The sequence below is a fragment of the Methyloprofundus sp. genome (assembly GCF_965251085.1).
In the GTDB taxonomy this organism is placed as follows: Bacteria; Pseudomonadota; Gammaproteobacteria; order Methylococcales; family Methylomonadaceae; genus Methyloprofundus.
Genome location: NZ_OZ252594.1, coordinates 2,239,276 through 2,260,120, shown reverse-complemented (window position 1 = coordinate 2,260,120; position 20,845 = coordinate 2,239,276). Strand labels below are relative to the sequence as shown.

The 20,845-nt window shown below is 42.1% G+C and carries 19 protein-coding genes; 10 read left to right on the top strand and 9 right to left on the bottom strand.

Annotated elements, in window-relative coordinates; translation table 11 throughout:
- Window positions 1-42 precede the first annotated feature (42 nt).
- Window positions 43-453 (bottom strand): tyrosinase family protein, encoded by a 411-nt coding sequence (locus ACQY3F_RS10455; protein WP_428354788.1) that lies wholly within the window; start codon window positions 451-453, stop codon window positions 43-45.
- Window positions 454-765: 312 nt separating this feature from the next.
- Here ACQY3F_RS10455 and tnpA point away from each other — a divergent pair, with 312 nt between their 5' ends.
- Genes tnpA through tnpC form a run of 3 tightly spaced genes read left to right on the top strand, consistent with a single transcriptional unit; the run spans window position 766 to window position 3,126 of the window.
- Window positions 766-1,083, top strand: a complete 318-nt coding sequence (tnpA, locus tag ACQY3F_RS10450; RefSeq protein WP_428352923.1) for an IS66 family insertion sequence element accessory protein TnpA — start codon at window positions 766-768, stop codon at window positions 1,081-1,083.
- Window positions 1,080-1,445: an IS66 family insertion sequence element accessory protein TnpB gene (gene tnpB, locus ACQY3F_RS10445; RefSeq protein ID WP_428353150.1), complete on the top strand. Its 366-nt coding sequence runs from the start codon at window positions 1,080-1,082 to the stop codon at window positions 1,443-1,445. The genes tnpA and tnpB overlap by 4 nt, the downstream gene beginning before the upstream one ends.
- Before the next feature lie 46 nt (window positions 1,446-1,491).
- Complete coding sequence (tnpC, locus tag ACQY3F_RS10440; protein WP_428354787.1) at window positions 1,492-3,126, top strand: IS66 family transposase; 1,635 nt, start codon at window positions 1,492-1,494, stop codon at window positions 3,124-3,126.
- Here tnpC and ACQY3F_RS10435 read toward each other — a convergent pair.
- From ACQY3F_RS10435 to ACQY3F_RS10420, 4 genes are all read right to left on the bottom strand, one after another.
- A complete protein-coding gene (locus ACQY3F_RS10435; RefSeq protein ID WP_428354786.1) occupies window positions 3,109-3,486 on the bottom strand; it encodes a hypothetical protein in 378 nt (125 codons plus the stop codon). The two genes, tnpC and ACQY3F_RS10435, sit on opposite strands and share 18 nt — an antisense overlap.
- Complete coding sequence (locus ACQY3F_RS10430) at window positions 3,450-3,953, bottom strand: transposase (protein WP_428354722.1); 504 nt, start codon at window positions 3,951-3,953, stop codon at window positions 3,450-3,452. The genes ACQY3F_RS10435 and ACQY3F_RS10430 overlap by 37 nt, the downstream gene beginning before the upstream one ends.
- Window positions 3,914-5,029 (bottom strand): Druantia anti-phage system protein DruA, encoded by a 1,116-nt coding sequence (locus ACQY3F_RS10425; RefSeq protein ID WP_428354785.1) that lies wholly within the window; start codon window positions 5,027-5,029, stop codon window positions 3,914-3,916. Before ACQY3F_RS10425 ends, ACQY3F_RS10430 begins: the two co-directional genes overlap by 40 nt.
- Before the next feature lie 825 nt (window positions 5,030-5,854).
- Entirely contained in the window at window positions 5,855-7,216 is a 1,362-nt protein-coding gene (locus ACQY3F_RS10420; protein ID WP_428352972.1) for an IS1380 family transposase, read from the bottom strand.
- Window positions 7,217-7,919: 703 nt separating this feature from the next.
- On the opposite strand from ACQY3F_RS10420, the gene ACQY3F_RS10415 reads away from it, so the two are divergent.
- Entirely contained in the window at window positions 7,920-8,525 is a 606-nt protein-coding gene (locus ACQY3F_RS10415; protein ID WP_428354783.1) for a YfiR family protein, read from the top strand.
- A gap of 5 nt (window positions 8,526-8,530) precedes the next feature.
- The gene (locus tag ACQY3F_RS10410; protein WP_428354782.1) at window positions 8,531-10,012 is read left to right on the top strand and encodes an ATP-binding protein; all 1,482 of its coding nucleotides are present in this window, start codon (window positions 8,531-8,533) and stop codon (window positions 10,010-10,012) included.
- Window positions 10,013-10,268: 256 nt separating this feature from the next.
- On the opposite strand, the gene ACQY3F_RS10405 is transcribed toward ACQY3F_RS10410, so the two are convergent.
- The 4 genes from ACQY3F_RS10405 to ampD form a co-directional block, all read right to left on the bottom strand.
- Window positions 10,269-10,493, bottom strand: a complete 225-nt coding sequence (locus ACQY3F_RS10405; protein ID WP_428357662.1) for a winged helix-turn-helix domain-containing protein — start codon at window positions 10,491-10,493, stop codon at window positions 10,269-10,271.
- Between the two features lie 12 nt (window positions 10,494-10,505).
- Window positions 10,506-11,702, bottom strand: coding sequence for an ISAzo13 family transposase (locus ACQY3F_RS10400; RefSeq protein ID WP_428352931.1), 1,197 nt, complete (start codon window positions 11,700-11,702; stop codon window positions 10,506-10,508).
- A 43-nt stretch (window positions 11,703-11,745) separates the two neighbouring features.
- Window positions 11,746-12,303 (bottom strand): response regulator transcription factor, encoded by a 558-nt coding sequence (locus tag ACQY3F_RS10395; RefSeq protein WP_428354780.1) that lies wholly within the window; start codon window positions 12,301-12,303, stop codon window positions 11,746-11,748.
- Window positions 12,304-12,668: 365 nt separating this feature from the next.
- Window positions 12,669-13,220 (bottom strand): 1,6-anhydro-N-acetylmuramyl-L-alanine amidase AmpD, encoded by a 552-nt coding sequence (gene ampD, locus ACQY3F_RS10390; protein ID WP_428354779.1) that lies wholly within the window; start codon window positions 13,218-13,220, stop codon window positions 12,669-12,671.
- Window positions 13,221-13,378: 158 nt separating this feature from the next.
- Here ampD and ACQY3F_RS10385 point away from each other — a divergent pair, with 158 nt between their 5' ends.
- The 5 genes from ACQY3F_RS10385 (at window position 13,379) to carB (ending at window position 20,602) form a co-directional block, all read left to right on the top strand.
- Window positions 13,379-13,942 (top strand): hypothetical protein, encoded by a 564-nt coding sequence (locus ACQY3F_RS10385; RefSeq protein ID WP_428354778.1) that lies wholly within the window; start codon window positions 13,379-13,381, stop codon window positions 13,940-13,942.
- A 288-nt stretch (window positions 13,943-14,230) separates the two neighbouring features.
- Window positions 14,231-15,058 carry a carboxylating nicotinate-nucleotide diphosphorylase gene (gene nadC, locus ACQY3F_RS10380; protein ID WP_428354776.1) on the top strand — a complete coding sequence of 276 codons (828 nt, stop codon included), beginning with the start codon at window positions 14,231-14,233 and terminating at the stop codon, window positions 15,056-15,058.
- Window positions 15,059-15,060: 2 nt separating this feature from the next.
- On the top strand, window positions 15,061-15,549 hold the full coding sequence (locus ACQY3F_RS10375) for a flavin reductase family protein (RefSeq protein WP_428354775.1): 489 nt from the start codon (window positions 15,061-15,063) through the stop codon (window positions 15,547-15,549).
- 683 nt (window positions 15,550-16,232) lie between these two features.
- Window positions 16,233-17,360, top strand: a complete 1,128-nt coding sequence (gene carA, locus ACQY3F_RS10370; protein ID WP_428354774.1) for a glutamine-hydrolyzing carbamoyl-phosphate synthase small subunit — start codon at window positions 16,233-16,235, stop codon at window positions 17,358-17,360.
- A 23-nt stretch (window positions 17,361-17,383) separates the two neighbouring features.
- Window positions 17,384-20,602 carry a carbamoyl-phosphate synthase large subunit gene (gene carB / locus ACQY3F_RS10365; protein ID WP_428354773.1) on the top strand — a complete coding sequence of 1,073 codons (3,219 nt, stop codon included), beginning with the start codon at window positions 17,384-17,386 and terminating at the stop codon, window positions 20,600-20,602.
- The last annotated feature ends 243 nt before the right edge of the window (window positions 20,603-20,845 follow it).

Here is a 20,845-nt window from a genome sequence, read left to right as displayed (position 1 = left end):
AAAATTTAACTCATTGAAATAATGGGGAATTGACTGTATAAGTCACGAAGATGGGTTAAGAGTATTGGCTCCCGTACCAGGTGCATCAAATGCAAAATAACCATTAACAATGGGCCCACTTCTTTCACCCAACCTTTTTTTTGTAAAGAGTTTTGCGATTCCTTGATGGTCTGTCCAGTCCCAATAAGGAATAAAGCTCGACGGCACTTTTTTTTGCATTTCCTTTTCAAGTCTCAATAAAAACTCACGATGCCAAGGGCAAAATCCTGCTGAGTTATGTCCCATATTTGTTGTAGATCTATCTGGCGTTCTAACTCTTCTAATACCAATATGAATTGCATTAAAAAGATCATACACGCTGATTTGCTCATCTTCAGGGTCTTCAGGGTTAAGAATGTCGGCTTTCAATAGAATCAAGGCCTTTGCAAAATTTCCCCAGTCCTTTTTTTTCATTTTTGTAGCACTTTTCCTGGTTACCATGGTTAATTCTCCTTATTTATTAAGATAATATTTTAATTATTCAGCTCAAAAAAACATTCCAAAAGAATTTTAATAACACTAACAGTTGATAACTTAATCAAAGGGGGGAGTAAAAAATTCGAGAGGGAATATGATATTAATTTAAATGAAAAAAGCATATCAGTTAAATCTCTACTCCATTTAGTTTATTAATTAGATTGTAAGCGCTCAATAGTCAGCGTACTTCACGGCAACTCAGATTAATGCCAAACTATCCCCATTGTTAAATACCACGGGGAATTTTAAATGGCAGCGTTAGAAAAAATACAGGCAAAGACTTTCTGGCCTATTCACATAGAGCACTGGCAGGCATCAGGCCAATCACAGGTAGCTTATTGTCGACAGCATGATTTATGTCCGCAAAAGTTAGGCTACTGGAAACGTAAATCGACTGTAAAGCCGACTACTTCCCCTACAGGGTTTACACGTATTCGGGTTGACGGGGATCGTTCATCTGCGCCAGTCCCAGGATTATCTTTGCAATTTAATGATGGTATTCGGTTGGAAGGTATTACGCAGGATACTATGCCGTGTATTCAACCACTGCTTGAGCTGTTGCGATGACGGTTGTTATGCGTCCCTCTCTGTCTTTGACAGAAGTGTATCTGTATCGGCAGCCCATTGATTTTCGTAAGTCACATCGGGGCTTATCGGCGATTGTTGAATGTGAGTTAGGGCATAATCCTTTTGAGGGGGCTCTCTATGCCTTTACGAATAAACGGCGGAATAAGATTAAATGCCTGTTTTGGGAAGATAATGGTTTTGTCCTTTATTACAAGTCATTGGTAGAAGAAACATTTAAGTGGCCTAAGGGTGAGGAAGAGACATTAACCTTAACAGGCCAGCCGTTAAACTGGCTGCTGGATGGCTTTGATATTAGCGCGATGAAAGGTCATAAAAAACTTCAATATGAGTCTGTTTTTTAGCTGTTTTTGTGTTCATTATTGCCACTATAAATGCTATAATAAAGCCATGATTTTAGCCGATATTTCAAATATAAAACAACAAGATAAAGCCGGTTCTTTGCTGTCGGAGAGTGTTGCTTTTTTGCTTGAAAAAAAACAGGCTATTGATGAACTGACGCGTGTGATTGAAGTTAAGTCTGGGGTGATTTCCGAACAGAAAAAACGCATCCTTATTCTGGAAGAGGTACTACGCTTATCTAAAATAAAACGCTTTGGATCATCCAGTGAACAATCTCATCAATCCTCTTTGTTTGATGAAGCAGAGAATGAAGCGGATAGCGATGAGGAGCTAGACCTGGAGGCTGATGAAGCACCTGAGGACGAAAAACAAACAAGTTCTACTGGCACCAAGAAAAAGCCGGGACGCAAACCCTTCTCAGATAAGTTACCTCGCGAGCAAATTTTTATTTATTTAACCGATGAAGAAAAAGAAGGTGCTATTGATACTTTCTTTACTAAAGTGAAAGAAGAGCTGGATATTATTCCTGCTAAAGTACGTGTTCTTGAATACATGCAGGAAAAAGCGGTCTTTATCAAACAGATTGAAGGCGAAAAACAACGCCAGGTTAAAGCCGCACAAATGCCCAGACACCCTATTGCCAGAGCAATGGGAAGCATCAGTTTAATGTGCTTTGTTATTATCGCCAAGTATGCTGACGGCTTACCTTTATATCGGCAAGAAGGCATCTTGTCTCGTTATGGGGGTGACATCTCCAGAGCGACATTAGCAAACTGGATGATCGCACTGGCTAAACAACTTCAGCCCCTGATTAACCTGATGCGAGAGCATCAACACACAGGGGCAGTCATACTCGCTGATGAAACGCGGGTTCAGGTATTAAAAGAACCGGGGCGGCCAGCGACCTCAGATAAATATATGTGGGTGACGCTTGGCGGGCCACCGGGTGAAAAAAGCATCCTGTTTGAATACGATCCCTCTCGTAGTGGAGACGTCCCCATGCGCCTGCTTGACGGCTTTAGTGGCTATCTGCAAACCGATGGCTATGCGGGGTACAATGCCGTGTGCCAAAAAAACAGCATCACCCAGCTGGGGTGCTGGGATCATGCGCGTCGTTATTTTAAAGATGCCCAGAATGCACAGCCTAAACGCAAAAAGGGACAAAATAACAAACCCTCAAAAGCAGGTAAAGCGCTGAGCCTGATCAATAAACTGTATGTCATTGAGCGAGAAATTAAAGACCTGTCAGTGGATGAAAAATATCAGCAGCGCCAGGAGAAGAGCATTCCTGTATTGAACCAGCTCAAAGCCTATCTGGAAGAAAACCAGCATAAAGTACCTAAAGATAGCCTGACAGGAAAGGCAATGACTTACCTGAGTAACCAGTGGGAAAAACTCAATGTGTATTGCACCCATGGTGAACTCAATATTAGCAACATCCTGGCAGAAAATGCGATTCGCCCGTTTGTGATAGGGCGCAAAGCCTGGTTATTTTCTGATACCCCTGCGGGTGCTCGTGCCAGTGCAATACATTACAGCCTGATAGAAACAGCTAAAGCAAATGGGCTGGAGCCTTATGCATATCTTAAGCAGGTTCTCACTGCTTTACCTTATGCTGATACGGTTGATAAAGTGGAGGCTTTGTTGCCCTGGAATATTAAAAAATCAGATACGCCTGAATAGGGCAAGTACGTGCTTCGTTGAGCGCTTACCAATATAGTGACCTGAATCTAATAAAGTAGGTACTATTTGATAAGGGGTTAACGTGCTATATTCTGGCAGGTTAATGACCTTTAATATTTCTTGCGTAACGGCCTCTGATAGCTTGTTGTGTGCAGGGGTATCATTATAAATTCTTTGGTCTTCTGATAATTTCTCACCCTGATTCCATCGTTGATAAGTACGGGCAGTAATGCCAACAAGCTCGCAAGCCAGCTGTTGTCTTGCTCCATTTTGTACCGCCTCATTAACGAGTGCACAGTATTGTTTGCGATCTGGGTAGGAGATTAATCGACCTCCGTTTCCCCCCAGATCGCTTGGCACTTTTTTGATAACACCAGTAAAGCCGCCGTTTCAGAGAGAGCTCTGTCCTTACGATTGAGCTCTTTCTGTAGTCGTTTATTTTCTTGTTTGAGTTTTTTTTGTTCCTGCCTGGAGGTAGAATTAGATGCTTGATGTTCTGATAAAAAATCTGATTTCCATTCCTGAACATGATGCGGGTAAATTCCATTTTCTCGGCAGTAAGAGCTAAGATGCTCATCGTTCAGGCCGTGACAGTCCATTACAGCCTCAAGACGTTGTGCTTTAGTCCAGCTCTGTGGGCTTTTTTCAGTTGACATATTTGTTTCAGGATTTTCTAGTTTATTTTCCTTGGCTAATCGGATCCATCTTTGAAGTGTTGAATAACCAATATGTAAATTATCGGCAATATCGTGAAGCGTTTGTTCGTCACGTTTGGATAATGCTTTTTCTACAGATTGTACTTTAAATTCTTGGCTATATATGGCCATTTCTGTCTCCTAATATTAATTTTTACAGGCGACAGGTATGTTGACATAGGGGGTGAGTCTATCACCCGTTTGCGTTTTTGCCAGGTGGCATCGTAGGCAAGAGCCACCTCAGAGATGATATTGACAACCTTGCCCCATAAGTTTAAAAAGTCGTCATCAATGATCGATTTTTTTTGGCTGACAGGTTCATTTTTCAATACGGCTCTAAAGTGTGGATTAAGCGGAAAAACAAACAACTTCTTAATGGTGCCCTCTTTATTATCCGTCGCTTTTTGCCAGTCTTTGCCACTGGTTTCACCGATATGTGACCAATTAGCAGCGAGATAACAGGTGCCGTGGTATTGCGTGGTGTCCACAAAGGTTTCAATCAAGACGGGACGGTAAGCGTGCGTTTTATCCCAATCATCTGCAATTTGACGAGTCACGATAGACAAGGCGTGACTGGCTAAATTTTTGACTTTGACCCAGGGTAAAATCAAAAAACGGGTGTTATTAATGATCAGGTTTAAGCGTTGCTCCCTATCTTTCGTTTGCCAGCCAATCCAGTGATCACGGTCAGCCAGGTGCCAGACAGAGGCTGAAAACTGCAGGCAACCCAGGATTTGTCGTGTCGGTGTATTGGAGATGATAAAGTATTTTAAGGCCGCACCGATAGGATGACGATAACCCAGGTAATGATGCCGATCAACGAGCTCATTCCAAAGCGCGACATCCGCCTTATCTGTGACAACCTCTAATTCTATAGGCCCCAAGGAACTGAGCTCACATTCAATAGGTACACCAGGAACCGATTGTGATGTCCAGATGATCGGTTTTGATTCGCGTTTCTTTTGAACGCGTTTTACCGGTAAGCTGATATAGCCCAATTTTTCCAGCTTAGCTAAGGCGCTTAGGCAGGCATTAATTTTATTGCGTTTTTTTGCCGTGACCCAGTGCAAATGTTCGCATAGCGTTTCGGCAAGTTCGGTCAGGCTTAAGTTGGGGAACGTGTTAACGGTTTGCTGAACGTAGGCGAGTTCTTTTTTAGAAAAATAACGAGCAGAAAGTGTAAGGGGTTGGGTAATAGCTGTTGTCATTATGTTGCCTGCCTGCAAAAATTAAATTATCCATGCTTATGTTGGCAGATTAGATGGATATAGTCAAGGCAAAAAGTAACTGAGGAAAGTGTTGCTTAAGCTTATGAGTTTTAATCACTTTATTTTTTTTTGTTATTTTTGTATTTAAGTGAATGACATTGGATCTGTGAGGGGATAGTTGGGTAACTGGCTGTTCTACCTTGATAAGTCTACCCAGTCAAGCGTGGGCACACGCTTTATCGGGAATCTATGCATAACCTACGAGATCCCTGCTAAAAGCATGCAGGAATGACAGCTACGCACTTAAGACGGGACACCGTAGGCTGGGTTAGATTTTTTTGACGAAGTAAAAAAACGTAACCCAGAAAAGCCCCGTATACGTAAAATGCTGGGTTACGTTATCTGCGCTTCGCTAGATAAGCTAACCCAGCCTACATTGCTTTGTCCCGTTTTAAAATGGTAGCTGGAATGACGGAGTCTAGCTAAGAGTTGTGGGTAATCAAGTATGATTATGAAGAAATATGAATATTGCTATTATCCATTATATTTATAAGGGATTTGTGCCATGCTGTTGGAAAATTAGAATGGTTCCTAAATCCTGCAAGCCCATATTTTGACTCTCATTAACCTGTCTAGCTAAGTGGTTATTAGGTTTTTACTGCCGCTTTGCCAGCCCTCTTTGTCCAACCGATCAAAATATCCAGATTTAAATCATAAATAGAGGAAATTTTTTGTATCGTATGGATATCCCCCGAGCCCAAGGCAATAAACACCCTGCCAACGTGCCATGACCTTTTAATCAAAGTGACTTAACTTCGGTTAATGTTAAGCGAGTAACCCCACCTTAACCCAATCATCCCATTCCTGTGGATAGAGCGGATCTGCAGGTGTTCTGACTCTCAGCTGATTATTGCCTGTGAGTAATTTTCCAGCCACCCGAATCAGATAAGTACGAAGTGTATCCGGCTCCCATTGGCACAACGTTTTGTTGCCACTCAATTGAGCCATCCAGCGCACGGTATTGTAGGCAAGAACGGCGCAATGAAATAATGCGGCATTAGCCAGAAATTGATTCGTTCTGATTTTACCTAAACCCATTTGTGATTTTGCTTCTTCAATCCATGTTTCGCACGTCGCTCGTTCACCATACTTCTTATGTGTTTGCCAAGGCGATAGAGGTTCAGTTGTTACATAACAAAAATAGTCATATTCTGCCGTATCCCAAAGCTCGGACTGAGGTCCTGTCACTTGTTTAGGTTGCTTTATCCTGACCGCGACAAACTGACGAGAGCGAGACCAGCCACCACAACGATATTGAAACTCGCTCTGCTCCCAACCGGGTCGGCCTTGTATGGCTGTCCAGGCCTGTTTGGCCAGCAATGCGTTCAAATTCTTAAGTTTAACCTTTATTAGATACCCATGCCCTCTGGTATCGAGAAATTCAAGCAAATCACCGACAAAATAACCACTGTCACCGCGAAAAATAATGCGCATCCGATTGGGCAAGTGTGCAAGTAACTGTTTGGTAAATTCTACAACACCATTGCTTGTAAAGGCATTGCCTGTCCGGAACCAGGCTTGTAAAATTTCTTTTGTTTCCGCTAGAAAAGCGAGTTGTGGATGGTATGAACGGGCACCTTTCTTTTTGGGGTTGAAGCCTTTGGCACTTCCTTCTTGTCGACCACAAACGGTGTCCACAGTTGAATCGACATCGACCCACTGGACGGATTGTATGCCAGTTTTCGATTTTCCGGAACGAAGCAATCGCCGCCAGTGTTGACCACGCAAAGTATGCGTGAGCGTTTCAAACTGGCTTATCTGCCTATCACTTACTTCTTTAAAGATCCGTAAAATTGTGGTTTCAACAGGAATCTTTATCCAGCCAGCTACTTTGCGCAGTACGCTATCTGCCCATACGGTCGTCACCTTTGCCATTGATGTTGCTCCCCCCATCATGCCAACCAACGTCAATAGAACCACATCAGATAAGTGATGGTCTGCATTTTCACCCCGCCGATGTGGAACGCTTTGTTTTACGGTTTTTTCAAAACCTATCCTGTCTAAATATTTCACGACGGGAATCAGTCCCGCCTGGCTTGTCAATCCATGTGCTGTAGATGTCATTTTTACCGTTCGGGTACGGTTTCTTACGTGAGATGAGGATTTTGATACTTTAGAGGGCTTCATTAAAACAATGAGATAGTGAAATCAGGAAAATGATATTATATCATTGTTTAATAAGGAGTTTTGTGGATTATTATGTATAATGCTTGCAGGATTTAGGTGGTTTAATATGAGGCGATAAATATCGCAGCAAAAACAGGCATAAACAGGGGTAGCGGAGTCTCAATGCTGTTGACTTAAGAATAAACGCCTTCTGCAGAGGGAGAAGGTTGGGATGAGGGGATTATCAATGCATGATTTTATCCTCCTCACCTAACCCTCCAGCAAGAGAGGGTTTAAGTCAACAGCATTGTAGCGAAGTCTACCTAAATACTAATGGAGTTCGCGTTATTTTGTCAGGGAAAGTGCTAGGATGCTTTTTAACACAAACTTAAGATACCCAAGAATAATTTCAATAACCTGGAAGTGGGGTCTTCAGAGATTGTGAAAGTGTTTTTTTTTAATTTGGGTTGAGGTACGAAACCCAACAATCGAGGCAACGTAAATTCTTGATTGTTCAGGTTCGCAAGCTCATTCTAAGATTAAAGTCTTTTTGTTGGTTGACAAATCCAATGGATGGTAATACCTAAGATGTTGAATTATTATAATGGCTTAATGATAAAGTTAAGGTTCAGTTTCAGCTTCAATCCATCTTGTGGTTCTAAACAATGGTGGAATGAAGAAGCCATGCCTGCAGAGTTGATCTTGCATTGATAGTCATGACTTTATGAATATCAGGATTATAAAACAACTTGATGGCTTATTAGGCTTCATGCCTACCTGGGCACAGGTAGGCATCTTGCTGCTTTGCTATTCACTGTCTTTAAATGCGAGCACTGCAGGTGAGCTGGATCAGGCAACACTCAAGGTGCTATATTCCTATAAATTCGGTAAGTTTACTAATTGGCCTGAAGCAAAGCTTAATGCTTCCAGTGATTCTTTTCAGTATTGCATTCTGGGCCAGAATCCTTTCCCCCAGGTAACGCAAAATATGATCATCGGTAAGCCAATCCAGGGTATACCTCTCGCGATTGATTTATTCGATTACGGTCTTATTCCTGAAGAGGTATTAACTACTTGTCATATACTTTTTATCAGCAAATCAGAAAGACATCGGCTAGCGACTATTCTTACTCGCTTAAAACAAACCCCAGTGCTGACAGTAAGCGATATTCATGGGTTTTCAAGGGTAGGTGGAATGATCACTCTGGTTGAAGATCATGGCAAACTGCGTTTTCAGATCAATCTCGATTCGTTACAACAGGCAGGTATTTCTATAAGCTCCAAAATTCTGGAACTGGCTGAAATAGTTAACACTAGGCAAGGCTTATAATGGCTATGCAAAGTATAAAAAGTATGTCGCTAAAACGTAAGTTGATCATGATTATGATGGCCACTAGTTGTACCGCCATTATATTGATGGCCCTATTGGTTATGGTTAATCAGGCTATCAATAGCCAGCGAACAATTCAGCAGCAATTGATTACTTTGGCTGATGTGCTGGGATCAAGAAGTACCGGAGCAATAACTTTTGATGACCAGGCTACCGGTAAAGAAATTTTAAGTGCGCTGGCTGCAAAACCTCATATCATTTACGCAGTTATTGAGCGTGTTGAGGGAGGTTCATTCGCAGAATTTGGCGATCAATCGGTAGCGACTGAAGTACTGCTTTTGCCGCTTACCGATGATTCAAGCCCCTTATGGAACAACCTGCTTGCAAATAAAATTCATGTGGCACGTGATATTTATCTGGAAATGGAACGCATCGGAAGAATACGTATAGTGTCTAGTCTGGAACAGCTAGAGGATGATTTAATAAATTATATGCTCTTGCTGGCTGTTATTGCATGCATCTGTTTTGTGATTACTTTTTTAATTTGTACCCGTTTACAAAAAGTTGTTTCAGAGCCGATAGTAAGCTTACAAAACGCGATGAGTTTAGTTTCAGAAAATAAAGATTATTCTTTGCGCGTGGAGAATAAACAAGACAATGAACTGGGAGTTCTTGTTGAGGGTTTCAATCATATGTTACAGCAAATTCAAATGCGCGATATGCAATTGGCCAGGCACAGTATCAATCTGGAAAAAACCATTGTCACTCGAACTCTGGAATTGGACCAAGAAAATCAGAAGCGGATTTTATGGCTGGAAACCATGGCTAAATTTCTCAGGCATGAGCTAAAAAACTCATCTGTAGGTATTAAGACATCGCTAGACCTTATAGAACGTCGAAGTTTAGAAAAGAAAAAAGTTGATATTTATCTTGCCAGAGCTAGAAAAAGTATGGCTAGTATGAATGCTTTACTGCAAAGCGCAGGAAATGCCAGTAACCTAGAAGCTATTTTGTATAAGGAACAGCATCATTGTCTGGACTTGTCAGCTGTAATGCTAGAGCATCTGGATTCATATCTTGCAGTGTACCCTGATTGTGTTTTTAAAGTTGACTGCCAACCTGACATTTGGGTACTAGGCAATGAATTGCGCTTACAACAGTTGCTGGATAAATTAATAGCCAATGCGGTAGAGCATTCAGATAGTCTATCAACGGCAATAGAAGTTTGCTTGCAACTGAATGCTGGAAAAGCGCAACTGTTCGTTAAAAATATCGGAGCAAAATTGCCTAAAGACAAAAAAGCCATGTTTGACCTGTTTGTTTCCTTAAGAACCTCTGAAAGGAAAACGGATGAGAATTTTGGCCTGGGTTTATATATTGTTAAGTTGATTGCAGAATCCCATGCGGGTCAAGTGAATGCGTATGACTTGAGCGGCGAAACGGGTGCTGTGTTTGAGTTGACTCTACCCATAGTGGCAGCGGAATAAGCATGATTTCCTGCCCAGGTTTATTTACAAAACTGTGAAAAGGGGGAATGCTGGCATCAATGCTGTTGACTAAATCCCTCTCTTGTTGGAGAGGGTTGGGTGAGGAGGATAAAATCAAGCATTTATAACCCCCTCATCCCAACCTTCTCCCTCTGGAGAAGGGGATTATTCTTAAGTCAACAGCATTGGGTGCTGACATATTCCATATGCAACTGATTTTTATAGGATAACGGGCTACAAGTAGCGCGGCTGAAAGTTATACGCAAGTATCTAACCAGCGATAGCCTATGCCTCGTTCAGTTTTAATACAGTTAAACGTTTCATCAATTGCTTTAAAGCGATTGCGGATGGTCTTTATATGTGCCGTAATGGTGTTGGGTTCTACATATATTTTGGCAGCCTTCATTAATTGTTGATAGCTTTTGACCTGACGAGGTTCTGTTAACAATTCTTGCACAATCCAGAATTGGGTAAGGGAGATGGAAAGAAATAATCATCCAGAACAACCAGGAGAAATGGTCAAAAACCATTTCTCCAACGATGGCATTCGGTCAACAAACTGATAATACGTCTTCATTGCTTTTTTACCTACCTTTACTCCTGTTTCATATATTTTTTCTGTTAATTTAACAATAGGTGCTTTGCCATTGTAGGTCATACTTTTGGCAAATTTTAAAGTTGTTTCAACTGTATCCATTATGTCGCCACTAATATGATTTTCATAGGCTCCCCATACTCGTTCAATTGGGTTATATTTACTATGATAAGGAGGGTAGTAGGCCAGTTTTATCTTTATGTTGCTTTTTTCAGCAAACTCCACAAGCCTTTTTATAAACTGAGTTCTGGAGCTACTGTTCTCCATACCATTGTCAGCGTTAATTGTCAGAATATCTACTCCATATTTTTCTTGAATTTCTGGCCAAATTTCTTCCAATCGGTCAACGATGAAATCACTGCTGGCATAGCCTGCTGTAAAGAAAAGGAAAAAATCATCATGTTCAGGCAGATAAAAACCAAAAGGAGTTAACTTTTCCTTAACATCTAAATCATGATCCTCTGCTTTTGTTAAAACCCGATTTCGTCCTCCCCGTGAAAAATTTCCTATATTCATTCTTGCTTTGGCATCAATTGATATACGAATCTCTTTTGGGTTGATATCTGCCATTCCATTGACTGAATGAACTTGTTCAAAAATTGCATCCGTTTCCTTGATTTTCTTATGAGGCTTTGTTTTTTGTACCTTTTTTGGATGGTAACTCAGGTCATTTAATTTTGTATTGATAGTTTTTGAGCAAGGTAATGTTTTTTCATCGTAATAATCAATCTCCAGTAAACGTTTTCTAACTTCTTTAGCCGTTAGCCGGGTATATAATCGACAGGAATTAAAAGAGGGATCCGTTTGACACTCCGGTTCAGCAATTTTTTTTATGTCATCAAGTAGATGAGGAAAATGCTCTTCACTTTTATTACGCCCTCTCGCTGAAAAATTATCTTCTATGGGCTGAGTTTCAAGTTCATATTGTCCTTTTCGGATAGTGCCTCTATTCCATCCTAGTTTTTCTTCAGCAATACTTGCACCACCTGAGCCTAGTAGCTCCACCGTTTCAGCCATGAATATACGACGTACCGAGCCTTTTAAACGATGGGCTGTATTTATAATCCAACCTATAATGCTATCTGTTAATATCAACAAGCTTATCTGCCTAGTGTGAGAATAAATTCAGAATTCATTATTATAAATTATTGAGACACAAGCTTACTTCGTTTGGATGATTATTTCTTTCCATCTCCCTAAGTGTTAGATCAATCGCCTGATTTTGCCAGAAAATCAGTAGGCGGTCTTCATCTATCTGTATACTTTTTTGGGAGTTCTGATTGTCGCTGACGGTGACTTGTTGCTGATTGCGCTTGCCCAAAGTTTCGTAGCGCCGTAATAAGGCTTCGATACGTACAATTAAGTATTCTATGCTGATATCTTTGGTCAGGTAATCGTCAGCGCCAAGCCGAAAGCCAGATATTTTATCTACTTCACTGCCGTGCGAGGTTAAGAATAAGATGGGTAGTTCGGGGGATAACTGTCTTAGATACATGCACAGCTGGAAGCCACCTTCGCGTTCTTCTTCTAGGCTGATGTCAAGGATGGCAATATCTGGAAGCTGCTGGCTAAAATACGCCATTGCTTCTTCATGGTTTCTATAAGCCTTTACATTAAAGCCTTCATCACTTAGCAATTCAGAATAATTTTCCCTAATAACATCATCGTCTTCGACTAATACAATTTCCTTAAGCATTACAGCCTCCGTCTGATTGTTATTGAACATAAAGGGGAACTACTCAGACATGCTGAGTAGTTACAGTAAAATAAACACAAGGATGGGCAAAGGGCTTTATCCGTGCCCATCAACGAAAACATGATGGGCACGACGTACCTCCTTTGCCCATCCTACAAAACGCTTGTTCTATCATGATTTTTTTTATCAAATACCTGCTTCTCTGGTGCCTGGCTGGAAATATACAATCTATTTATATCATACAAGGATTGATATGGTTTTAACTCAAACTTTCATAAATCTTCATATTCATCCATAAGCAGTTATCCTAAGCGGCACTAGCGTTGGCTAATGTGCATCATGTAAAAATTTGGGCTAAACAGTTTTTAGCCGGTTGCGGCTAAACATTGATGTAGTTTACTCCAGTCAAAAAACTTGCCCGGGTCTTTTTTGCGCAAGGGCGCAATATCGCTATGCCCGGTGATGTTTTGCAGGTTTAGCTTTGGATAGGCCTGCGTTAGGCACTGAATTAATGTGGCAAGTTGTAAGTATTGAGCTTCAGTATATGCGCTAGCTACAGTTCCCTCTAGCTCTATACCGATAGAAAAATCATTACATTTTTCTCGGCCTTTATATTCAGAGCATCCAGCATGCCAGGCGCGCATATTAAAGGGGACATATTGCGTGATCAAGCCGTTACGGTCAATGACGATATGGCTGGATACTTGTAACTGACATATTTCAGCAAAACGGGTGTTCGCTTGTGCATCTAATTGATTGGTAAATAATTGTTCTATAAATGGGGTTCCAAACTGGCCTTCAGGTAAGCTGATGCAATGTATGACAATAAGTGAGATATCACTTTCATCGACGCGTTCATCGCAGTTTGGTGAGCATATTTTATGTGCTGATGTTAGCCAGTGATTGGAGATTTTCATTGTTAAGAGCGGCTTAAAAAGAAAAAAAATTCTATTACTATCCGCTTTATTATATGGAATAATGCGTGCTGGGTAATGGGAATTTGCTAAGAATATTTAAGATGTCTGTTTTTGGTCCTATTGAAAAATATAAGAATAAATAATAAAAGGGGATGAATGTGATTGAAATTGGGGTGATTTTAGCGGTTATAGTTGCGGCATGGTTTTATCTACGCTCAAACGATGAATCGGATAGTTCGACAGTAGTGTCGGAAAATGAACCAGCCACTGAGCAGGCGAAGACGCCAAAAGCTGAATCTGTTCAGACACCTGCACCAGTAATAAAAGCGGCTCAGCCGGTTATTGTTGTTCCAGAAGATTCCACGTTAAGACGGCATTATATGCAAAACTTAACGGCAAATAAGCAAGTTGTGGAAACGCCCTTTCCAGAAGATTCTGCTTTAAGACGCCATTATCAACAGAATCTAGCAGCTCAGCAGGAAAACAATTCTACAAGCCAGGATGATACTAAACAAGCCGCTGAAGAAATAGTCATTCCAGCAAGTCCTAAGACAGTTGTGCCTAAAGAAGCGGAATTAAAACGTGATGTTATTCAACAGCTGGTTGCTGAAACTGAAGCGACATTACCTCCGCGCCCAACAGATTCAACTCTAAAGCGTCATTACGATACGCATTTAATGAGCATTGTTCTGGGTAAGTTGAAGTTGCAGACAGCGAAATAAGTTAAGGAACGTGCACCGAAATAAGTTGAGCAACTAACTTGTCTTTTTATTCGTCTTCAGCGTTGTAGAAACAGTTACGTAGCTGGCTATGCGCCTGTTTCTACGTCCCCGTATCAAGCACGAGGCAGGCTTTGAATACGAATAAAAATACTGCGCCAGATGCTCAACTTATTTCGTGCGCGTTCCTAATCTAATCTTTGTGGGTGCGTAACTGTATTACGCACCACTCTCTTCTAGTGGTTTTATTTATTTGAATCACCCATATCTGCACAGTTTTCCTCAATAAAGATGACCTATCCAAGCCCTATTAATGTTCAAGCTTTTCTAGATGAAGATATAGGCAGTGGTGATATTACTGCATTAATTATTCCTGATGACAGGGACGCGGTAGCGAAAGTGATTACCCGTGAGACGATGGTTTGTTGTGGACAGGACTGGTTTAATGCGGTTTTTAAAGCATTACAGCCTGACTTACTGGTTAAGTGGCATGTTGATGAAGGACAATGGTTAGAAGCAAATACCTTATTATGTACCTTAAAGGGTAATGCCCGCTCTTTATTAACCGGCGAGCGGACGGCACTGAATTTATTGCAAACCCTTTCGGCTACTGCGACCCAGGCGCGTATCTATGCGAATAAGGTTGCAGGAACAGACTGTAAAGTTCTTGATACACGCAAAACCATACCAGGCTTACGCGATGCACAAAAATATGCAGTTACCTGTGGCGGTTGCCATAATCACCGTGTTGGCTTGTATGATGGGATTTTAATTAAAGAAAATCATATTCTTGCCGCTGGATCAATTGCACAGGCGGTAGCGCAAGCCAGAAAATTAAGTAATAAGCTGCTGGAAGTCGAAGTTGAATCAATGGCTGAGCTTGAACAGGCTTTAGCGGCACAGCCTGATAGAATCATGCTGGATAATTTTTCTGTGCCTGAATTACAAACGGCAGTTTTAAAAGTAGCCGGTCGCTGTGCCCTCGAAGCGTCGGGTAATATTACATTGGCTAATATTAGAGAGAGTGCCGAGACAGGAGTCGACTATATTTCCATCGGTGCTTTAACCAAAAATGTTAAGGCGATTGACTTATCTATGCGCATTGTTCTGGAGGAATAGTCATGCAAAATATAGAAAATATATTGCAACAACTCTCCCAGGGCGTTTATGTGATTGGCGTTGCCGATGGTGAAAAGGTCAATGCCTTTACTGCCGCATGGGTGATGCAGGTGTCTTTTTCTCCAGTGTTATTAGCGATCAGTATTCATCCTGAGCATTACTCTTACCAGTTACTTAAGCAGGGCAATGTTTGTAGTGTTAATGTATTAAGTCAGAAGCAAATGCACCTGGCAGCGCATTTTGGCCAATCCGGCCTTAAAGATAAAATGTCAGTAGGAACCTGGGCGGCGGCAGTGACCGGAGCGCCTGTACTGCAAGAGAGCCTTGCTTATTTTGACTGCAAAATGAGTCATGAAGTCGCGGCTGGTGATCATCAATTAGTTGTTTGCGAAGTGCTGGAAGCAAGACAACTCAACGTTGGAACCGCTATGTTGTATAGCGATACGGGGACTATGGATAATAGTTCAGAGCTATACTCCGCGGGGTCATGAATGCGGAAAATAGAGTGAACTGATTTTTGTCTATAGCAAAGCCTGCCCCGTACTTGATACAGGGAGGGGTGCTGAAACTGGCGCATAGATGGCTACGTAACTGTTTCAGCAACGTAGCCATCGGCAAATACTCAGCCGCTAGAAATCCGCAGTCGTGACCGCGCGAAGTATACATTGATTAGCTTTCATTTTAGTAACTACTCAGCGTATCTGAGTAGTTACTAAAATAGATTGTATATTTCCAGCCAGGCACCAGAGAAGCAGGTATTTGATAAAAAATATCATGATAGAACAACGTTTTGTAGGATGGGCAAAGGAGGTACGACGTGCCCATCATGTTTCCGTTGATGGGCACGGATGAAGCCCTTTGCCCATCCTACCGTGTTTATTTTGCTGTAACTACTCAGCATGTCTGAGTAGTTACTCATTTTCTTTATGAGAGCGCGGCTTTAGCCCGCAAATACAGAATAATGAGGTGGCGTGGATTTAATCCTTGCTCTAGGTTAATTAGAAGTCCTGAATAATAAGATAATTTAAAAATCTTAATGACCGCAACCTGATAATTCAGTAAAATCATACTAATGATTCGGTTATCCGAATGACGCAGTTGTCGGGCGTATTAATTCTATAACGGGAAGGGCCGCAAGGTGCTTCCCGTTTTTTGTACATTTAAGGTGCTTACATTGAACAAACCTGCATTATTGATGTTGGAAGACGGAACAGTATTTAACGGCGTGTCTATCGGTGCGGATGGGTGTTCTGCCGGAGAAGTAGTATTTAATACATCCATGACCGGGTATCAGGAAATTCTTAGTGATCCTTCTTATGCAAAACAGATCGTCACTTTAACCTATCCGCATATCGGCAATGTCGGAACCAATGATGAAGATAATGAGTCGGTGGCTGTGTTTGCCAGTGGTCTGGTTATTCGGGACTTACCGTTGCTGGCGAGTAACTTTCGTTCAGAACTCAGTTTATCAGACTATTTACAGGCTAATAATGTCGTCGCCATTGCTGAAATTGATACGCGCCAATTAACCCGACTATTACGTGATAAAGGTGCACAGCGCGGTTGCATAATGGCGGGTGAGGTCGTTGATCAGGTAGCGGCAAAATTTGCTTTAGATAGCTTTCCGGGCCTAAAAGGTATGGACTTAGCAAAACAGGTAAGCACCGCTGACCAATATGAGTGGACGGAAGATACCTGGGACCTTGAGCAAGGGCATACTGCAGCAAGAAATTTGACCAGGCATGTCGTTGCTTATGATTTTGGTGTCAAGCGTAATATCTTGCGTTTATTAGCAAACCGTGGCTGCCGAGTAACAGTGGTGCCTGCAACAACGCCTGCTGCCGATGTGCTGGCAATGAATCCAGATGGTGTTTTTCTATCCAATGGTCCCGGTGATCCAGAGCCTTGTACTTATGCCATTGCTGCTATACAAAGTATTTTAGAGAAAAAAATACCAGTCTTTGGTATTTGCCTGGGCCATCAATTATTAGCTCTGGCTTGTGGCGCTAAAACAGAAAAGATGAAGTTTGGACATCATGGTGCCAATCATCCAGTGCAAGAAAAAGCCACTGGGCGAGTAATGATTAGTAGCCAGAATCATGGTTTTTCAGTGGATGCAACAAGCTTGCCGGATAATTTGACAGCAACCTATCATTCGTTATTTGATGGTAGTCTGCAAGGTATAGCGCGTACTGATATTCCGGCAATGAGCTTTCAGGGTCATCCAGAAGCGAGTCCGGGGCCGCATGATGTAGAGTCATTATTTGATGACTTTATTGCAATGATGAATCAAGCAAATTAATCACAGCAGAGCACAATACTAATATGCCAAAAAGAACCGACATAAAATCCATTTTATTATTAGGCGCAGGCCCGATTGTGATTGGTCAAGCCTGTGAATTTGATTACTCAGGCACACAAGCCTGTAAAGCACTGCGTGAAGAGGGTTACCGGATTATTCTAGTAAACTCGAATCCGGCAACGATTATGACCGATCCGGATATGGCGGATGCGATTTATATCGAACCTATCGATTGGCAGACAGTTGAAAAAATCATCGAAAAAGAACGTCCAGATGCGGTGTTACCAACCATGGGTGGGCAGACAGCATTAAACTGTGCGCTGGATCTTGATAAGCACGGTGTGCTGGAAAAATACGCCGTGGAAATGATCGGCGCAACAAAAGAAGCCATTAATATGGCGGAAGATAGGGAGCTATTTAACCAAGCGATGGGTCGATTGGGTTTTGAAGTAGCAAAATCTAAAACTGCGCATAGCATGGAAGAAGCTTTTTCCGCACAGGCAGAGGTAGGCTATCCAACGGTTATTCGTCCCTCGTTTACCATGGGCGGTAGTGGTGGTGGTATCGCGTATAACAAAGAAGAATTTGTCGAAATTTGTGAACGTGGCTTGTATTTGTCACCCACCAATGAGTTATTGGTTGAAGAGTCTGTGTTGGGCTGGAAAGAATATGAAATGGAAGTGGTGCGCGATAGCAATGATAACTGCATCATTATCTGTTCAATTGAAAATTTTGACCCGATGGGTGTGCATACCGGTGATTCAATCACCGTTGCTCCTGCGCAGACTTTAACCGACAAAGAATATCAAATTCTGCGTAATGTCTCGCTTGCTGTATTGCGTGAAATTGGCGTCGATACGGGTGGTTCGAATGTACAGGTCGCGATCAATCCGGCCGATGGCCGTATGGTGGTTATTGAAATGAACCCACGTGTGTCGCGTTCTTCCGCATTAGCGTCTAAAGCAACGGGTTTTCCAATTGCTAAAGTAGCTGCCAAGCTGGCGGTTGGCTACACGTTGGATGAATTGAAAAATGAAATTACCGGTGGCGCAACCCCAGCTTCATTTGAGCCAACTATTGATTATGTGGTCACTAAAGTGCCACGTTTCACGTTTGAAAAATTTCCGCAGGCAGACGATAGGCTAACCACGCAGATGAAGTCAGTCGGTGAGGTAATGGCTATTGGACGTACTTTTCAGGAGTCTTTGCAAAAAGCCTTGCGCGGCCTGGAAATCGGAGTGGATGGTTTAGACGAAATTGTAGATTTTACTGAATCTGATGCCAGCGATAGAATGCAGCGTGAAATGCGTCATCCAGGACCAGAAAGGCTTTGGTATGTGGCAGATGCATTCCGTAGTGGACTGTCAAACGCTGAGGTGCATGAGGCGAGTAAAATTGATCCCTGGTTTTTAGCACAAATAGAAGATCTGGTATTAACCGAGAAATCTTTGGCTGCAAAAACACTGGCTACTTTAAAACGCGAAGAGTTATTTCGCCTGAAGCAAAAAGGTTTTTCTGATGCGCGTTTAGCGAAGCTGCTGGATACTAAGGAATCAGATATACGTAAAGCGCGTCACCAGCAGGATATCCGCCCTGTATATAAGCGCATTGATTCCTGTGCTGCCGAGTTTTCTTCAGATACTGCTTATTTATATTCTACCTATGAACAGGAATGTGAAGCGCGCGTCTCTGATAAGCAGAAAATTATAATTCTAGGGGGTGGCCCTAACCGTATCGGACAAGGGATTGAGTTTGATTATTGTTGTGTGCATGCGGCTTTAGCATTACGCGAAGAAGGTTTTGAAACCATTATGGTGAATTGTAACCCGGAAACTGTGTCTACCGATTTTGATACCTCAGACCGATTATATTTTGAGTCATTAACGCTGGAAGATGTGCTGGAAATCATTCATCTGGAAAATCCTAAAGGCGTTATTGTGCAGTATGGTGGTCAAACGCCATTGAAATTAGCGCGTGCGCTGGAGGCAGCTGGTGCGCCGATTATCGGAACTTCGCCTGATGCGATTGACCTGGCAGAAGATAGGGAACGCTTCCAGAAATTACTCATTAAATTAGATTTGAAGCAACCACCTAACGGCATAGCTTCTTCAGTAGAGCAAGCGTTGAATGTTGCAAAAGAATTGGGATTTCCTTTGGTGGTGCGTCCTTCTTATGTATTAGGCGGACGGGGCATGGAAATCGTTTACAACGAAGAGTCTTTGCAGCGTTATATGAAAGAAGCGATTAGCGTGTCTAATGATTCGCCAGTGTTGCTGGATCGCTTTCTGGACGATGCCATTGAAATGGATGTGGATGCAATTTACGATGGTGAAACGCTGTTAATTGGTGGTTTAATGCAGCATGTAGAGCAAGCCGGAGTACATTCGGGTGACTCTGCCTGTTCTATTCCACCTTACGATTTAGCGCCACATTTGCAAGATGAATTGCGTGTTCAGGTAGCCAAAATGGCAGAAGCATTAGGTGTGAGAGGTCTGATGAACACTCAGTTTGCGATTCAGGGTGAAACGATTTATGTATTAGAAGTAAACCCCAGAGCATCACGGACGGCACCTTTTGTGTCTAAAGCAACAGGGTACCCGTTGGCAAAAATTGCTGCCTTATGTATGGCGGGCAAATCACTGATAGAGCAAGGTATTACAGAAGAGCGTATTCCTGGGTACTTTTCAGTTAAAGAAGCGGTTTTTCCATTTGTGAAATTTCCAGGTGTTGATCCATTATTAGGCCCGGAAATGAAGTCGACTGGAGAAGTGATGGGTGTGGGCAAAACGTTTGGTGAGGCGTTTGCCAAATCACAACGTGCTGCGGGTGTAGATTTAAGCCATAGCGGTAAAGTGCTGATTAGTATCCGCGAAGCTGATAAGCCCAAGGTCGTCGAAATTGCACAAATGTTGATTGCTAAGAACTACCAGATTGTGGCTACTCGTGGAACCGCTAGAGTTCTTGAGGAAGCTGGGATAGAATGCGAAGTTGTTTGTAAAGTTAATGAAGGGCGCCCGAATACCGTAGACATGATTAAAAATGATCAGGTGCAATTAATTGTAAATACCACAGAAGGCGTTAAAGCGGTAGCGGACTCATTTACCATGCGCAGAGAGGCGTTACAGCATCATGTCACCTATTACACAACGATGGCAGGTGCAAAAGCGGCTTGCTATGCTTTAGGTGAATTGGATGCGGGCGATGTCAATTGCCTGCAGGATTTACATCGTAGTTTACATTAAGGAATGAGGGTTTAATAATGCCCGAAAGTATGGCGAAGGATTTTGGCTTCACAGGTGTGTTAGGAAAACCGGCGCATAGCAGGGCTACGCAACTGTTTTTCTAGTACGGTTGTGGAGTCAAAAGACAAGTCAGACTCGGGTATTATTGAATTCTCGTTCCTAAAAGAAAGATTAATCTAGATAAGCAAAGGCTGGCTTATGCTAGGCTTTGTTTTGTTGTTAAAAATTTAAAACATGTATGCT

Bases quoted from the DNA above. Each gene is read 5' to 3' on its own strand.
- ACQY3F_RS10455 (WP_428354788.1), bottom strand. From the start codon at position 453: ATGAAAAAAAAGGACTGGGGAAATTTTGCAAAGGCCTTGATTCTATTG.
- tnpA (WP_428352923.1), top strand. From the start codon at position 766: ATGGCAGCGTTAGAAAAAATACAGGCAAAGACTTTCTGGCCTATTCAC.
- tnpB (WP_428353150.1), top strand. From the start codon at position 1,080: ATGACGGTTGTTATGCGTCCCTCTCTGTCTTTGACAGAAGTGTATCTG.
- tnpC (WP_428354787.1), top strand. From the start codon at position 1,492: ATGATTTTAGCCGATATTTCAAATATAAAACAACAAGATAAAGCCGGT.
- ACQY3F_RS10430 (WP_428354722.1), bottom strand. From the start codon at position 3,953: ATGGCCATATATAGCCAAGAATTTAAAGTACAATCTGTAGAAAAAGCA.
- ACQY3F_RS10425 (WP_428354785.1), bottom strand. From the start codon at position 5,029: ATGACAACAGCTATTACCCAACCCCTTACACTTTCTGCTCGTTATTTT.
- ACQY3F_RS10420 (WP_428352972.1), bottom strand. From the start codon at position 7,216: ATGAAGCCCTCTAAAGTATCAAAATCCTCATCTCACGTAAGAAACCGT.
- ACQY3F_RS10415 (WP_428354783.1), top strand. From the start codon at position 7,920: ATGAATATCAGGATTATAAAACAACTTGATGGCTTATTAGGCTTCATG.
- ACQY3F_RS10410 (WP_428354782.1), top strand. From the start codon at position 8,531: ATGCAAAGTATAAAAAGTATGTCGCTAAAACGTAAGTTGATCATGATT.
- ACQY3F_RS10395 (WP_428354780.1), bottom strand. From the start codon at position 12,303: ATGCTTAAGGAAATTGTATTAGTCGAAGACGATGATGTTATTAGGGAA.
- ampD (WP_428354779.1), bottom strand. From the start codon at position 13,220: ATGAAAATCTCCAATCACTGGCTAACATCAGCACATAAAATATGCTCA.
- nadC (WP_428354776.1), top strand. From the start codon at position 14,231: ATGACCTATCCAAGCCCTATTAATGTTCAAGCTTTTCTAGATGAAGAT.
- ACQY3F_RS10375 (WP_428354775.1), top strand. From the start codon at position 15,061: ATGCAAAATATAGAAAATATATTGCAACAACTCTCCCAGGGCGTTTAT.
- carB (WP_428354773.1), top strand. From the start codon at position 17,384: ATGCCAAAAAGAACCGACATAAAATCCATTTTATTATTAGGCGCAGGC.